This is a genomic window from Proteiniborus sp. DW1, from assembly GCF_900095305.1.
GTDB lineage: Bacteria > Bacillota > Clostridia > Tissierellales > Proteiniboraceae > Proteiniborus.
The window spans coordinates 17,295-32,802 of sequence record NZ_FMDO01000042.1; the positions used below are offsets into that span (position 1 = coordinate 17,295).

Sequence of the window (15,508 nt, forward strand, 5' to 3'; positions counted from 1 at the left end):
TAAGTCCTCCATAACTTTAATCCAATACTAAAAAATATATAACTCCCTAAATTATAGTTATTAATTTACAGGTTTATATCATTGGGTATTTTAATATAAAAGATACTTCCTTTGTCTACTACACTTTCAACCTCTATAATTCCTTGATGTAATGATACTATTTGTTGAGAAATCGATAGACCCAACCCAGTTCCTCCTGTTTTCCTTGACCTAGCTTTATCAACCCTATAGAATCTATCAAATATCTGACTAAGCCTATTTTCAGGAATCCCTATACCATTATCTTTTACTTCGATGACACACCACTTACTCTGAGAATATAGTTTCACCTGTACTTTTCCATATTCAGATGTATATTTAATAGCATTATCAATTATATTTATAATAGCCTGTTGTATTTTTTCAGAATCTACTTTTATTTGTATCCTTTCATCTTGCTCTAATGTTAATTTTATATTTTTCTTTTCTGCAAGTGGTCTCATTCTATTCACGATTTTCTCAAGTAAAAAATTCATATAAGTTGTTTTATAGTTAATATGAAGCTTTTCCTTGTCTAAATCAACAAGAGCCAGTAATTCATAAATAATATTATTTAGTCTATCTGCCTCTGCAGAAATATCTTCCATAAATTCTCTGTAAATACTGATATTATCTTCATTTTGATGAAGGAGAGAGTCTGATAATAGCTTAATAGAGCTTATAGGAGTACGTAATTCATGAGAAACATTAGCCACAAAATCATTTCTTTGCTTATCAACTTGATCTAGCTTCATTATCATGGCATTAAAGGCATCAGCCATGTTCTTAAATTCATCATTAGTGTTAATTTCAACCTTCTGTTTGAAATCTCCCTTCGTCATACCGTCTATAGCCTTTGTAAAACTCTCTAAAGGTCTAAAAGTAAAATCTAAAAATATGAAACTAATAAAAGCAATCAAAACTATACTTACAGCTGATATTAAGTATAAATTTTGATTGATATGACTCACCTCTCTATAAATATCATTTATTGAAACTGATATAAGTATAGCTCCGACTATTCTATTATGAAATATTGCAGGAACAGATACATATAAAACATGGCCATAATCCTTGAAGTTATAAATATTTGCAGAAGTCTGCCCTTTTAAAGCATATTGTATCTCAGTATGCCTGAAAGTACTACCTAAGTACTCTTTATTAGAATCTCCTCTTACAACTCCAGTCCTATCTACAACAATTATCCTCCCACTTATTTCTTTACTATATTCTTCTGCTATTGAGTTAATATTTGACATGGCATTGGTTGTTAGGTAATTCTTAGTTTCATTTGCTACTATGTTAGCTCTTATTAGAACGTTGGATTTTCTTTGCTCTACATAAATATTTAATATTAATCTACTAATGAAAACGTTTATTATTAAAAGTGAAACAATAACTAATAACAAATAGGTGGAAACAAGTTTCCACCTTATGCTAATAAATTTAATTCTTTTCTTATGACTTATTCCTAAAATAGTAACCAACTCCCCATTTTGTCAAAATATATTCTGCTTGACTAGAGTTTTTCTCAATTTTCTCCCTTAGTCTTCTAATATGGACATCTACTGTTCTTAAGTCTCCAAAATATTCATATCCCCATATAATTTCTAGTAGCTCTTCTCTAGTAAATACCTTCCCAGGATTTGATGCTAATAACAATAATAAGTCAAATTCTTTAGCAGTTAAATTAATCTCTTGACCTCTTACTGATACTTTTCTTCCTAGAGTATTGATGGTAAAGTTATCAAGTTGAATGATCTGTTCCCCAATTCTAGTTTCTCTATTATTTACTCTTCTTAGTATAGCCTTTATTCTAGCTTTTAGTTCCAAGATGTTGAATGGCTTAGTCATATAATCATCTGCACCATATTCTAGTCCTAATATTTTACTTATATCTTCTCCCTTTGCAGTCAACATAATAATAGGAACTTGTGACTTCTCCCTTACCTTTTGGCAAACTTCTAACCCATCCATTCCTGGAAGCATAAGATCTAAAATTATTAAATCATAGTTACCCTTTTTAAACTTTTCATATGCCTCTAGACCATCATAGGCTACATCAATTTCATATCCATCTTGCTCTAAGCTATATTTAAGTCCCTTAACTAGCAAAGCCTCATCATCGACAATTAAAACCTTGATGTCCAAAATATCACCTCAACTCTAATATTATATCAAAAAAACAGTTATATATAGAGTTCTATATAATTTCATTTAATCCTCTTTTCAACATATAAAAAATGTCCTAATACAAAACTCTTGTATCTCCTAAACGTTTTGTAACTTTTAAATCATCTAGATATTCTATGAGAGCAATAGCTAGTTTTCTATTTGAATTTAATAAATCTCTAAGCTGAGCAACTGATATAGAACCATTTTGAGTAATAAAGTCTTTCACTAGTTCAACTGCTTCTATATATGCATTTGTATGAAGAATATTCTCATCCTTTAGCCTTATTAATATCCCAATATCTAGTAAAGCCTCAAAAACCTGATCTATATCTTTGGTACTGTACTTTAATAGGCTATATAATTCTTCTCTTTTAAGGGGATTAAATTTATTTCTCAAAAATTCTTTCTCTATTACATCTCTTATCTCTTCTTGTGCTGGACTAAATTTCACTTCAAAATCAATCAAAGCAATACTTTCATTGACTTGTTTTATGACTTTATCTTCTATGAGATTATTAATGAAACTATCCCCCAATTTTTGCTTTATAGAGCCTAAATACTTACTTCTTATCTCCTCTTTTGGCATCCCAGCTTTTAGAGGATTTTTCTTATGATAGCTGTCTAGCTCTTCCTTTATCTTGTTTGATAAGTATTTTTTATAGTCTGTATGGATTATATGCAAGTCTTTTAATAATCTATATGTTAGAATCTTATTTTCTTCTTTTAATTGGTCAATAATTTTTTCTATTTTTTCCTCTGTCATTACTGTGGATACTGATATATCCTTTAATGTTGGGAAAGAACTACTCTTATCTTTTATTATTTCCTCGATGACATCAGATATTTGTCCCTTTTCTTTAATCTCCAACTCTCTAATTACTTCTTTATCAAATCTTTTTCTTTTTGGTGGATTTGGTTCGAGAATCTCTCCACCTCCTATAGTCATCATAGGAGAGTAAAATCTAATAATAAACCTATCTCCTCTTTTAGCTACAATTTCTTCTTCAAGCCTCAGTTGAGCATAACAACTCTCTCCAGGTGTTAACTGATCCCTATCTAAAAACACTACTCTACATAGTACTTCACTTGATCCAATATAAAGCCTAAGTCTTGTCCTATTATCAATGATCCTTTGAGAATCTTCCAAAAGCTTAAGCTTAACATCTAACATCATTGTGGATTCCATTGAATTTACAGGTGCTATTACATTTCCTCTTTCAATATCACTTTTTTTAAGTCCAGCTATGTTTATGGCAACTCTCTGTCCACCATAAGCAGTGTCACTATCTGCTCCATGAACCTGAATTGACCTAATTCTCCCAACCTTAGTACCTGGAAAAACTTGAATTTCGTCGCCTATTTGGAACTTACCAGCATATAATGTTCCTGTAACTATAGTTCCAAAGCCTGACATAGAAAACACCCTGTCTACAGGTAATCTTGCAGTTTCATTTATATCTCTATCCTTAACTTCCTCAGTTAGATGCTCTATTGTCTCAATTACTTTATCTATTCCTGACTTAGTAACAGATGACACTGGTATTATAGGGCTATTTTCTAGGAATGTTCCTTTTACACCATCTTTAATATCTTCTTCTACTAATGCTAGCCATTCTTCATCTACTAAATCAGCTTTTGTCAGTGCTATAAGCCCCTTTTCTATTCCCAATAAATTTAGAATATTTAAGTGTTCCTTAGTTTGAGGCATTATTCCTTCATCTGCTGCTATTACTAACAATACAACATCTATTCCCATAACACCTGCTAACATGTTTTTTATAAACTTTTCATGACCTGGCACATCGATAATTCCTGCTCTTCTACCACTAGGAAGATCAAAATATGTAAATCCTAACTCAATAGATATACCTCTTTCCTTCTCTTCCTTTAATCTGTCCGTTTCTCTTCCAGTAATTGCTTTAATTAAAGTAGACTTGCCATGATCAATATGACCAGCAGTTCCTATTATTACGTTCTTCATCTAATGCACTCCTTTTAACATTTCTCAAGAGCAAATTTTAATCCTTCAGCTATTTCATTAAATTCTTCTTCCTCAATAGTCCTTAAATCCATATATAGTTTATCTTTAAAAATTCTCGTAATAATTGGTATGCTATTAGCCCTCAGATTCTTTTCTAATGACGCAATACTCGAGTCTTCTGAATATATGACTATACACTTTGTAGGTATTTGCTCAAGAGGCATAGAACCTCCTCCTACTTGTGAATAATCATCAACAATTTCTATTTTCAGTTTATCCAAGTTCTTTTGCTCTATTTGAGACATTAGCCTTTCTGCCTTAGAAGCAAGCTCTTCTTGGGTCATTGTAAGCATTTTTAAAGTTGGAATTTTTTTAATTGCTGTCTCTTCGCTTAAGTACAATCTTAATGTAGCTTCTAAAGCTGCAATAGTAAATTTATCTACTCTCAAAGCTCTATTTAATGGATGCTTTTTCATCATATCTATATATTTCTTTCTACCAATTATGATTCCAGCCTGAGGCCCTCCTAAAAGCTTATCTCCACTAAAAGTAACTATATCAACCCCTGCTCTAATAGATTCCTGGACAGTTGGTTCATATTGTAGACCATATCTACTTAAATCTACTAACACTCCACTTCCCAAATCCTCTATTACTGGTAGGCTAAATTTTTGTCCTAAGTTAACTAATTCTTCTAAAGATACACTTTCAGTAAAACCCAAAATCCTGTAATTACTTGTATGAACCTTCATCAAGGCAGCAGTATTCTCATTTATTGATTTTTCATAATCTGATAAATGTGTCTTGTTTGTAGTCCCTACATCTACTAAAATTGCACCGCTTTGTTCCATTACCTCTGGAATTCTAAAAGAACCTCCAATTTCAACTAGCTCTCCTCTAGATACTATAATCTCTTTGTTACTAGCTAAGCTGCTCAGTGCTAATACTACTGCTGCTGCGTTATTATTTACTACCATAGCAGCTTCAGCCCCAGTAATTTTACGAATAATATCTTCTAAGTGACTATATCTTGAACCTCTCATACCACTTTCAAGGTCAAACTCTAAATTGTTATAGTTTGAAGCTATTTCAGTAATATGCTCCATTATCTCTCTATTAATCAAGGATCTGCCTAAATTAGTATGGATAACTACTCCTGAAGCGTTTATTACTTTTCTTAGCCTTGGTTTCAGAGATTCCTGTACTCTATCTCGAATATCTTCAGTAATTCTATTTATTTTGCAGTCTAGCTCCTCTAAAGTTAGATTTTTACTTGAAATTAATACTCTGAGCTCGTCAATTACTTCTCTTATTGTTTCTGTAACAATTTCCCTTGGCGATATTTTTAGAAGCTGTTGAATATTTTCATTGTTTAAAAGCTGGTCAACCTTAGGTAATCGACTATATAGGTTAATACTATTGTTCATATACATTCCTTCCTATTCTTATGTTTTTTTAGTCTACTCTACTATTATATATTCACTCTGTCTCTCAATTACTTCCCCAACAATTCCATATTTAGTAGGACCTTGTTCTAGTATTTTCAGCAGCTCATCTACTTTTGTTGCCTTTACTGAAATCAACAGTCCTCCTGATGTTTGCGGGTCAAATAATAGATCTTTCATTTCTTGGCTAACTCTATCATCAAAAGCAACTTTATCCCCAATAAAACCCATATTGGAGTATGCACCTGCAGGTACAAGTCCCATTTTGGCATATTCTAAAGCTTGTGGTATAACTGGAATCTTGTCAGAATAAAGTTTTATTGTAACACCACTCCCCTCTGCCATCTCTAAAGTATGACCGAGAAGCCCAAAGCCTGTAATATCAGTGCAGCTATTAGCCCCTACACTTACCATTGCATCCTTAGCAAATTTGTTTAATGTAGTCATTGTCTTAACAGCTTCATTGTACGTCTCTTCATCAGTTAATTGTGCTTTAATAGCAGTATTTATTACACCAATGCCTATTGGTTTAGTCAAAACTAGTACATCACCAACTTGAGCATTGCAGTTTGTAAGAACTTGACTTGGATGAATAAATCCACTTACGCTAAGTCCATATTTAGGCTCATCATCTTCTACTGTATGTCCTCCTATAAGGATTGCATTCGCCTCTGCAACCTTGTCATATCCTCCTTTTAGTATTTCTGCCATAATATTTGGAGACAGACATGTTGGGAAGCAAATAATATTCATGGCTAATTTGGGTTCTCCCCCCATTGCATATATATCACTTAATGAGTTAGCTGCTGCAATCTGACCAAATGTATAAGGGTCATCTACAACTGGAGTAAAGAAATCTATTGTCTGGATAAGTGCAGTCTCTTCATTTATTTTATATACAGCTGCATCATCAGAGGTTTCTATACCTACTATAAGATTTTCATCAGTTGCTTTTGGTAATTGACACAGTACCTGTGCCAAGGTATCAGGACCTATTTTTGCTGCTCAGCCTGAGCTTTTTGACATTTCTGTAAGTCTTTTCTCTTTTTGCGACATATTTTTCACCTCTTATTTAACTATTATAAATTCCTTGATTGCATCAAGTTTTTTATCACCTATTCCAGATACTTTTTTTAAATCATCTATATTGGAAAATTTATGACTTTGTCTATACTCTATTATTCTTTCAGCTATTACAGGACCTATTCCAGGAAGACCTTGAAGCTCCTCTTTAGTTGCAGTGTTAACATTTATTTTTCCTTGATTAGAACTCATACTATTTGCTTGATTTGTGGTGATATTATCTATTTCAGAAGCGTCTTCACCAACTCTAGGAATATAGATTTTCTCCTCATCACTTACTCTTTTAGCTAGGTTGATTCTTTTTTCATCAGCATATTGTGTCAATCCGCCTGCAATATTAACCACATCAATAACTCTAGCCCCTTCAACTAATTCTACCACACCTGGATTAATTATTTCACCATCTATATGAACTAATATTTTCTTAGGAGAACTTTCTGTATTCTCTTCATTTGAATTACCCTCTTCGTAACTTGACACCTCTACATCATTTATTTCCACAATTCCACTTTTTGTATCAGTTTTTATTAATTCCATATCTTTTTTTATATAAAATTCATACCCAAATACTAAGATAACTATAATAACAAATATTAGTATAACGATTTGCTCTCTTTTTGTAAAGTTGCCCATAAAAATCACCCCAATATATACATATTCTTACCATATTATTCTATAGAATACATGTATATCCTTCAATTGACATTAAAAAAGTAAGTTTTAAATAAAGATATGAAAATTTTTAGCATTTTACTTAAAAAACATGTCATATTTTGATATACTATAAAGAGATAAAAAGCGGAGGTGGTATGTTGAGAAAATTTATTGTTTTTTTCTTAGTATTATTTTTAGTTTTCAATTTTGAAAAACATGTACTAGCTAATGAACCAGATATATCTGCTGAAGCTGCAATTTTAATTGATGCGAATACTGGTACAATTCTATATGAGAAAAATACACATAGTAAAATGTTTCCTGCAAGTACAACAAAAATATTAACTGCAATAATAGCTATTGAAAAAGGTAATCTTGAGCAAAAAATAACCGTAGATAAAGAAACACCTTATGAAATTAAGGGTAGCCACATTTCTCTTGAACCTGATGAAGTATTAACTATGAAGGATTTAGTATATGCAACTCTTATAGAATCTGCTAACGATGCAGCAACGGTTATAGGCAAACAAATTTCTGGCTCCACTGAAAAATTTACAAAACTTATGAATAGTAAGGCCAAAGAAATAGGTGCTAAAAACTCAAATTTTGTAAACGCAAGCGGATTACATGATGATAATCATTATACTACAGCACATGATTTGGCTATGATTGCAAAGTATGCAATGGAAAATGATTTATTTAGAGATATTGTTTCATTATATACATATAAGATAGAGCCAACTAATAAAAAATCAGATTCAAGAACTCTTTGGTCTTCAAATAAATTACTGTATTCAACAGACAAAATAAATGTTGATGGAAAAAATGTAACTATTAAGTATGATGGCATCATTGGTGTCAAAACTGGATATACTCCTGAAGCTCAAAGTTGCTTAGTAGCTTCAGCTGAAAGAAATGGGCAGAGGTTAATCAGCGTAGTTCTAAAAACTACTGGTAACAATGTTTTCATAGATACACATAAACTTTTAAATTATGGCTTTGATAACTTCTCTAGTGCAAGACTTGCTTTTAAAAATGAGTTTATTGACAATATCGACGTTGAAAATGGAGATAAGCCAATTGTTACTGGGATAGTAGGTAATGACCTATACAGTCTTGTGCCTAAAGGAAAAGAAAATGAAGTTAAAAGGAACATTGTTTTACCTGAAAAAATATCGGCTCCAATATCCAAAGGACAGGTTATAGGGAAAATCGAACTTAAATTAGATGATAAAATAATAGATACTGTTAATATTGTCTCCGCTATGGAAATAAATCAAAAAGCAACCTTTGATGTAATTGCAATGAATAGCAAAGACTCAATTTTTAAGAAATGGTGGCTATGGTTGATTATTTTAGTAGTAGGCTGGAGAATATCTGTTGAGTTTAGGAGACGAAGGATTAGACGAAGAAGAAAATCTTATTTGTATAGATAGACTAGGACCACAGAAAACATTAGATTATTCTTAACTTATATAGTATAGTAGATTTAGGACAAGGTTAATCCCAATAATTTATGGATCATAACTTAAAATCTTCAAAAATTTTAATATAAAAAGGTGACTAATGTCACCTTTTTATATTATTGCTATTGCTTCTACTTCTACATTTCCATCCTTAGGTAATCTAGCTACCTCAACGCAGGATCTTGCAGGCTTATGTTCATTAAAAAATTCTCCATATACTTCATTAATTAAGCCAAATTGATTCATATCCTTTATAAATACTGTAGTCTTAACAACATTGCTAAGCGAAGCCCCTGCAGCCTCTAATACAGCCTTAAGATTATTTAATGCTTGTCTTGTTTCATCCTGTATCGTTCCTTCTACTATATTCCCAGTAGCGGGGTTAATACCCAGCTGGCCAGAAGTAAAAAGCATGTTTCCAGCACCTATTGCCTGAGAATATGGACCTATTGCCTTTGGTGCTTCTTCAGTAAATATTGATTTTAATTCCATTTATGTAACCTCCTTGAATATATATTTTTAACGTATTTCCTCTAGATAATTATATATTGTATATCTTGAAACACAAAGCATCTCTGCAACATATTCAATAGAACCTTTTACAAGAAATATACCTTTATCGTTAAGTATTCTTACAATTTTTACTTTGTCCTCTTTACTAAGATAAGATATAGGCTTACCAATCTCATCTACTACATCAGACACTAATCTTTCCATTAAGTTGATAATATTGTTATTGTCTTTCTTTTTACTTGCTTTTGACTCATTTTTAGCAATATCATCAATCTCACAAAAATTCTGAAAAATCTTACTAGCTAATAAAATATCAGTTATATCAAAGCTTATTATCAGAGTCATGTGTTCTTGCTTTAACCTGTCTTCAAGTATAAATAGAGCTGCCTTTACATTTCTTCCTTCTTTAGTAGTATAAGAAAAAATAGTGTACCCATTATGAACTTCGACTTTATTATAAGCCTCAAGTTCATAATGGTTCAACGTATCTTCAGGTTTTCTACCTGTAACTTGATTACTTACATTAAAAATTAGCTTATGACTTGAATCCTTGCTACTATATAACGCTACTTCACAGTTGTGCCCAAGTAATTTTCCTAAACCGTCTGCAAAGGAAGTAAGCTTATCTACCAAATCGTTCATATCAACTTCCATGATTCATACCTTCTTCCTAAATAAATGATTCAATGTCAATATCTTCAGCGTCAGCCCATAATCTTTCCAAATTATAAAAATCTCTATCCTCTTTATGAAACACATGAACTATAATATCTCCATAATCAAGCAATATCCATTTTCCTGTACTATAACCTTCTTTATGCTTTAATTCATAGCCCTTATTATGCATTTTTTCTTCAATATCATCTGAAATTGACATGACTTGTCTTTGAGAATTTCCGCTTAATATTACAAAGTAATCTGCTATACTAGAAAGTTTAGTTATCCTTAGTACCTTTATATCAAAGGCCTTTTTGTCATCAGCAGACTTAATTATTATAGACAGCTGTTCAGTCACTATCTTACCTCCCGATTTATATTAATTATTAGATTTTTTACTTTCTCCTTCATTCATACCGATATTATGATCATTAAACATGCTATTAATCATTTCTTGGGTCTTGCTTTCATTGTGAATAAAATACCATACCTTACTTATATATTTAGGTTCACCCGGTAAGGTGGCCATTTCAATGTTCTCAGTGTCCACGTTTTTAACTTTAAGCGCAAACTTAGCTATAGTATCTAAAGGTATATTGGTATCTACATTCTTGACGTAAGTGTCGATAAACTTAGGAAGCTTTAATATATTTACAGGATTTAGAGCTTTTTTAATAGCACTACTCATGAACTGATGCTGAGCTTCAATTCTACCTAAATCTTGATCAGCATAACCCTTTCTATATCTTAAGAACTGCAATGATTTATCTCCATCTAGTACCTGCTTTCCCTTTTTTAGATCTATGTTTAATGGTGGATCCGCCCATGGATCTGAATATTTCATATCCATTGGAACATCAACCTCTACTCCTCCTATTAAGTCAACCACATCTTTAACTATTTGATAGTCTACTCTTACATAATAATCAAGACTAATACCTAACAGGTCCCTGACTGCTTTCACAGACAATTCTGGTCCTCCATATGCATGTGCATGGTTAATCTTCTCTTTTTTCTTCCTTCCTCTTATAGTAGCCATAGTATCTCTAGGAATTGAAAGTATAGATATTTTCCCTGTTGTATCGTCATATTTACATAGCATCATGGTATCTGTTCTTTGTCCTTTAGCTTTATTGGTGTCATTTGCGTCAACTCCCAAAAGCAAAAAAGTTATATCCTTATTACCACTATCGCCTTTAACTAAATCTGTAAAACTAGATATAAAAGAGCTTTTATCATCTTCATGTTTAATAATAAAGGTAATAATTCCACCAGATATAATAAAAAATACTAAAAACGCCACTATAAATGTTTTTAAAAAATTTTTCATCTATTACCACTCCAAGCCTATTTAATTTTGAATATTAGGTAATTTCTTGCATTGATAGTATCAGGATGTAAGTAATATCCCTTATCTATTATATGCTTTATAGTTTTATCCATTGCTTTAACCAAAGCCAAATCTAAATTCTCATAGGCTAGTTTCCTAATCTCATCTACCCCAAGAAAATTCCTATCTGGTTCTATATAGTCCGAGATATATATTATTTTTTCAAGAAGAGTCATGTTTTCTCTTCCTGTAGTGTGATATTGTATTGCATTTAATATATCTCTATCTTCAATATGAAACTCTCTTTTAGCTATCTCAGCACCTAAAACTCCATGAATTAATGCAGTATTAGTAAAATAAGAGCCACTTTGAATTATATCAAAATCGCAGGATTTTTTCAATAATTCATCTTCATTCTTAAACTTGCCGCAGTCATGAAGTAAACCGGCAATAGCAGCCTTTTCCTTGTCACATTTATATATGCTTGCTAGCTTAACAGCCTCCTCCATTACCCTAACTGAATGGAAATATCTTTCACTTCCTATACTGTTTATTAGCCTTTTTTCTACCTCGTGGATAAAATTTTTATTTTTTATCATATTATAAACAGTCCTTTATTACATTCTCTAAATATAGTTTGTGCTTAATTATATATGCTTCAACTGATTCAGGTAGCATATATTTTACTGTTCTTCCTTCCCTTATTCTGTTTCTTATATCAGTGGAAGATATTTGTAGTGCAGGAACTGAAACCGTATATATTCCTTTATTATATTTAGATTCGAGCTCCTTTACTTTTGTTTCAATTTTTGATAACTGAAATCCTGGCCTAGTTGCAGCAACAAATTTACACATAGAAAGCAGCTGCTCTACATCTTTCCAAGTTGATAGCTCAAGTAATGAATCTGCACCTGTTATGAAATAAAATTCTGCTGTATCCTTACAACATCTTTTTAATTCCTTTATAGTGTCAATAGTATATGTAACTTCTTTTCTTTCCAACTCCATAGTAGAAACATCAAAGTATGGATTTGAAATAGTAGCTAACAAAGTCATATGATATCTGTGCTCACCTGCTGTTATTTTACTAGCATCCTTATGAGGGGGATTTCCAGCAGGCATGAAAATAACCTTGTCCAATTTAAACTTACATCTTATTTCTTCTGCAATAACCAAATGACCAACATGTATAGGATCAAAGGTTCCTCCCATTATTCCATATTTTTTTATATACTTACTCATAAAATATCCTCACAATCATAATTTGTTAGTTATAGTACATGTTGTCTTACATTATATAATAATATTAGTTTTAGATAAATATCAATATAGGAAAAATTTTTAGTTTATGTCAATAAATTTTTTAATTTGATTTATTTCTTGCTTATCTGCGCAATGGAGAACCTCTATATCTTCGCTTTCAAAGTTCTTTAGATAAATAGATAACTCTCCATTTTGCTTTTGCTCATATCTAATACATTTAAAACCATCATCATAATAATTTTTAATCTGATTTAAGCAATCAAACATGACTATTCTCCTCTATAAATAAATTGACTAAAGAAATAAGAGATTGGAGACCCAATCTCTTTTATTTTTCCCATATTTATTTATTTAATCATAAATTTTTGATTTAATTAGGCAACTCAATCCTTTTATTTTCCTTTGACTCTCTATAAATAACAAACTTATTACCTATACTTTGAACAAACTCAGCATTTAACTTCTCAGTTACTTCGAGCGCTACATCTTTTGCCTCTAATAAACTATTATTTAGTACATTAATTTTAATAATTTCTCTAGCTTCAAGAGCTTCATCTAACTGTTTAAGAAGGCTTTCTGTTATACCGTTTTTGCCTATCTGAAAAATTGGTTCAATTTTATTGGCTAAAGACTTTAAATAACTTCTTTGTTTTCCACTTATCAAAAGGTACACTCCCCTATATTATACTTCTACTTCCTTTTTTGATTTTCTTCTATGAACTTCATAATTTTGCATTCCTTTTTTCCATCCACTTCTCAACTTCTGAGAAGGCTCATACTTAGTATTGATTACAAAATCCCCCTTTGCTACACAATAATAAGTTGGTTGATTCTCCTTGCAATTCCCACAATTTATGCAGTTCATTTCCCTACCTTGACCTCCATTAATCAAAAAATTCAAATTCGTAACCACAAATATCTACGATATCTTCATTATTAATTCCTAAAGCCTTTAACCTGTCCACGACCCCTTTCCTTTTAATGACTTTTTGAAAATATCTTACTGAATCTAAATCATCAAAGTTTGTGGAGTTAAGAAGCTTTTCTATTTGATATCCCTCTACAATATATTTGTTACCTTCTTTTCTAATTATAATTTCATCCTTCTGATCTGTCAATTCATATATTTTATTTTTATCTATTATTTCATCTGTTACTTCTGGCTCTGGGGCCTCTTGCAACTTATTCCAAATGGCATTCTCAAGCTCCTTTATACCTTGACCAGTAGCTGCAGATATGGCATATATATCATAGCCAAGCTTACTTACTTCATTTTCAAGTCTTTGATATCCATCTCCATCTCCTAAAATGTCAATTTTATTAGCTACAACAATTTGAGGTTTTTCTGCTAGCTTAGGATTATATTTTTTAAGCTCTTCATTAATTTTATAAAAATCATCAACTGGATCTCTTCCTTCACGTGATGATACATCAACTAAATGAACTAAAATTCTTGTTCTTTCTATATGTCTAAGGAAATCATGACCTAGGCCTACTCCTGTATGTGCACCCTCAATTAGTCCAGGTATATCAGCTATAACATAGCTTCTTCCTCCATCAAGCTCTGCAACCCCGAGATTTGGAGTAAGAGTAGTAAAATGGTAATCAGCAATTTTAGGTTTAGCATCAGTTACTATGGATAACAAAGTCGATTTACCTACGTTAGGAAATCCTACTAACCCAACATCAGCTAACAGCTTAAGTTCTAATATGATCCATAATTCCTCTCCCTTTGAACCTCCTTCAGCAAACCTAGGCGCTTGTCTTGTAGATGTGGCAAATTTCATATTTCCTTTTCCACCACGCCCTCCTTTTGCAATGACAAAACGCGAGCCATTTTCTGTTAGGTCTGCAATGATTTTATTGGTTTCAGCATCTCTAACAATAGTTCCTTGTGGTACTTTTAGTATTAGATCCTGTCCCTTTTTCCCATATTGCATTTTAGACTTTCCATCTTCACCATTTTCAGCCTTATAATGTTTTTTATACCTAAAGTCCATAAGAGTTCTAATGTTACTATCTACTTCAAGTATTACATTACCACCGTTTCCTCCATCTCCTCCTGCTGGACCTCCAGCCGGCTCATATTTTTCTCTTCTAAAAGCAACAGCTCCATGTCCGCCATTTCCTGCTTTTACGTTTATTTTTGCAACATCTATAAACATTATATCCATCCTTACCATAATAGTTTTTTATAAAAGTTAATAATATACAAATTATCTATTAGTATTCCAAATAAATCTAAAATTAATAACTATTTGAAACTGAAAAAACAGAGTCTCCTACTAGTAAGTCTTTAGTCTTATTAAAATGGAGCACAACTTCATATCCATCATCAACTTTCATGATATTATCTATACCTATACTACTTTGTTCAAATAATCTTTCATCAATATCGCCACTAAAAACAAATTCAATTTTATCCATATCTTCATAAATATTTATATATAGCTTTGAACCTTGGCCTACTTTGTATGTACAATCAAAGAAAAAATCAAATAGCTTTGAAATATAGTCTATTACTTTATTTTCATAATTTATATCTCTAATTTCACTATTTACACAGCTATCTACATCATAAATAATTTCTATTCCTTTACTCTCGCCTAATTTCATTTTCTGTTCTAAAAGTAGAGCAATTGAAAAAATAGATATGCAGAAACACTTACTGGAATTATATGATGAATTTATAGATTTTTTAATTTGCTCTATGGCTAAATCCCTCTTATTTAGCTGTAAATATCCATAAATAATCTGTAACATATTCATATAATCATGTCGTTGTTCCTTTAATAGATATTTTGTCTTTTTTACAAAATTAAACTCTAACTCTTTTCTTGATTCATATCCATCATGTTTTAGCTTAAATAATAATAAAAAAAATGCTACTATGCCAAATAAAGATAATAAAATCAATATAATT

Annotated in this window: 18 protein-coding genes; 1 reads left to right on the top strand and 17 read right to left on the bottom strand. The window is 31.4% G+C overall.

The window, feature by feature from the left end; translation table 11 throughout:
• Positions 1-65 precede the first annotated feature (65 nt).
• The 6 genes from DW1_RS10635 to DW1_RS10660 form a co-directional block, all read right to left on the bottom strand.
• The gene (locus tag DW1_RS10635) at positions 66-1,427 is read right to left on the bottom strand and encodes a sensor histidine kinase (RefSeq protein ID WP_242942481.1); all 1,362 of its coding nucleotides are present in this window, start codon (positions 1,425-1,427) and stop codon (positions 66-68) included.
• Between the two features lie 49 nt (positions 1,428-1,476).
• Entirely contained in the window at positions 1,477-2,169 is a 693-nt protein-coding gene (locus DW1_RS10640) for a response regulator transcription factor (RefSeq protein ID WP_074350605.1), read from the bottom strand.
• A gap of 97 nt (positions 2,170-2,266) precedes the next feature.
• On the bottom strand, positions 2,267-4,174 hold the full coding sequence (gene selB / locus DW1_RS10645) for a selenocysteine-specific translation elongation factor (RefSeq protein ID WP_074350606.1): 1,908 nt from the start codon (positions 4,172-4,174) through the stop codon (positions 2,267-2,269).
• Between the two features lie 14 nt (positions 4,175-4,188).
• The gene (gene selA, locus DW1_RS10650; RefSeq protein WP_083605641.1) at positions 4,189-5,601 is read right to left on the bottom strand and encodes an L-seryl-tRNA(Sec) selenium transferase; all 1,413 of its coding nucleotides are present in this window, start codon (positions 5,599-5,601) and stop codon (positions 4,189-4,191) included.
• A gap of 33 nt (positions 5,602-5,634) precedes the next feature.
• Complete coding sequence (gene selD / locus DW1_RS10655) at positions 5,635-6,675, bottom strand: selenide, water dikinase SelD (protein ID WP_083605642.1); 1,041 nt, start codon at positions 6,673-6,675, stop codon at positions 5,635-5,637.
• Positions 6,676-6,687: 12 nt separating this feature from the next.
• Positions 6,688-7,335 carry a helix-hairpin-helix domain-containing protein gene (locus DW1_RS10660; RefSeq protein ID WP_074350609.1) on the bottom strand — a complete coding sequence of 216 codons (648 nt, stop codon included), beginning with the start codon at positions 7,333-7,335 and terminating at the stop codon, positions 6,688-6,690.
• A gap of 179 nt (positions 7,336-7,514) precedes the next feature.
• Between DW1_RS10660 and DW1_RS10665 the strand changes: the two genes are divergently transcribed.
• A complete protein-coding gene (locus DW1_RS10665) occupies positions 7,515-8,792 on the top strand; it encodes a D-alanyl-D-alanine carboxypeptidase family protein (protein ID WP_074350610.1) in 1,278 nt (425 codons plus the stop codon).
• 141 nt (positions 8,793-8,933) lie between these two features.
• On the opposite strand, the gene DW1_RS10670 is transcribed toward DW1_RS10665, so the two are convergent.
• The 11 genes from DW1_RS10670 to DW1_RS10720 form a co-directional block, all read right to left on the bottom strand.
• A complete protein-coding gene (locus tag DW1_RS10670) occupies positions 8,934-9,314 on the bottom strand; it encodes a RidA family protein (protein WP_074350611.1) in 381 nt (126 codons plus the stop codon).
• A gap of 27 nt (positions 9,315-9,341) precedes the next feature.
• Entirely contained in the window at positions 9,342-9,989 is a 648-nt protein-coding gene (locus tag DW1_RS10675; protein ID WP_074350612.1) for a helix-turn-helix transcriptional regulator, read from the bottom strand.
• A gap of 16 nt (positions 9,990-10,005) precedes the next feature.
• Positions 10,006-10,353, bottom strand: coding sequence for a ribosome silencing factor (gene rsfS, locus DW1_RS10680; protein ID WP_074350613.1), 348 nt, complete (start codon positions 10,351-10,353; stop codon positions 10,006-10,008).
• 18 nt (positions 10,354-10,371) lie between these two features.
• A complete protein-coding gene (locus DW1_RS10685) occupies positions 10,372-11,322 on the bottom strand; it encodes an LCP family protein (RefSeq protein ID WP_074350614.1) in 951 nt (316 codons plus the stop codon).
• Between the two features lie 17 nt (positions 11,323-11,339).
• Positions 11,340-11,921: a bis(5'-nucleosyl)-tetraphosphatase (symmetrical) YqeK gene (gene yqeK, locus DW1_RS10690; protein ID WP_074350615.1), complete on the bottom strand. Its 582-nt coding sequence runs from the start codon at positions 11,919-11,921 to the stop codon at positions 11,340-11,342.
• Between the two features lies 1 nt (position 11,922).
• A complete protein-coding gene (gene nadD, locus DW1_RS10695) occupies positions 11,923-12,564 on the bottom strand; it encodes a nicotinate-nucleotide adenylyltransferase (protein ID WP_074350616.1) in 642 nt (213 codons plus the stop codon).
• 99 nt (positions 12,565-12,663) lie between these two features.
• Positions 12,664-12,852 carry a hypothetical protein gene (locus tag DW1_RS10700; RefSeq protein WP_074350617.1) on the bottom strand — a complete coding sequence of 63 codons (189 nt, stop codon included), beginning with the start codon at positions 12,850-12,852 and terminating at the stop codon, positions 12,664-12,666.
• A gap of 103 nt (positions 12,853-12,955) precedes the next feature.
• Positions 12,956-13,249, bottom strand: coding sequence for a ribosome assembly RNA-binding protein YhbY (gene yhbY / locus DW1_RS10705; RefSeq protein WP_074350618.1), 294 nt, complete (start codon positions 13,247-13,249; stop codon positions 12,956-12,958).
• A gap of 18 nt (positions 13,250-13,267) precedes the next feature.
• On the bottom strand, positions 13,268-13,450 hold the full coding sequence (locus DW1_RS10710) for a hypothetical protein (RefSeq protein ID WP_074350677.1): 183 nt from the start codon (positions 13,448-13,450) through the stop codon (positions 13,268-13,270).
• Positions 13,451-13,469: 19 nt separating this feature from the next.
• On the bottom strand, positions 13,470-14,750 hold the full coding sequence (obgE, locus tag DW1_RS10715; RefSeq protein WP_074350619.1) for a GTPase ObgE: 1,281 nt from the start codon (positions 14,748-14,750) through the stop codon (positions 13,470-13,472).
• 82 nt (positions 14,751-14,832) lie between these two features.
• The gene (locus DW1_RS10720) at positions 14,833-15,501 is read right to left on the bottom strand and encodes a Spo0B domain-containing protein (protein WP_074350620.1); all 669 of its coding nucleotides are present in this window, start codon (positions 15,499-15,501) and stop codon (positions 14,833-14,835) included.
• Positions 15,502-15,508: the final 7 nt, after the last annotated feature.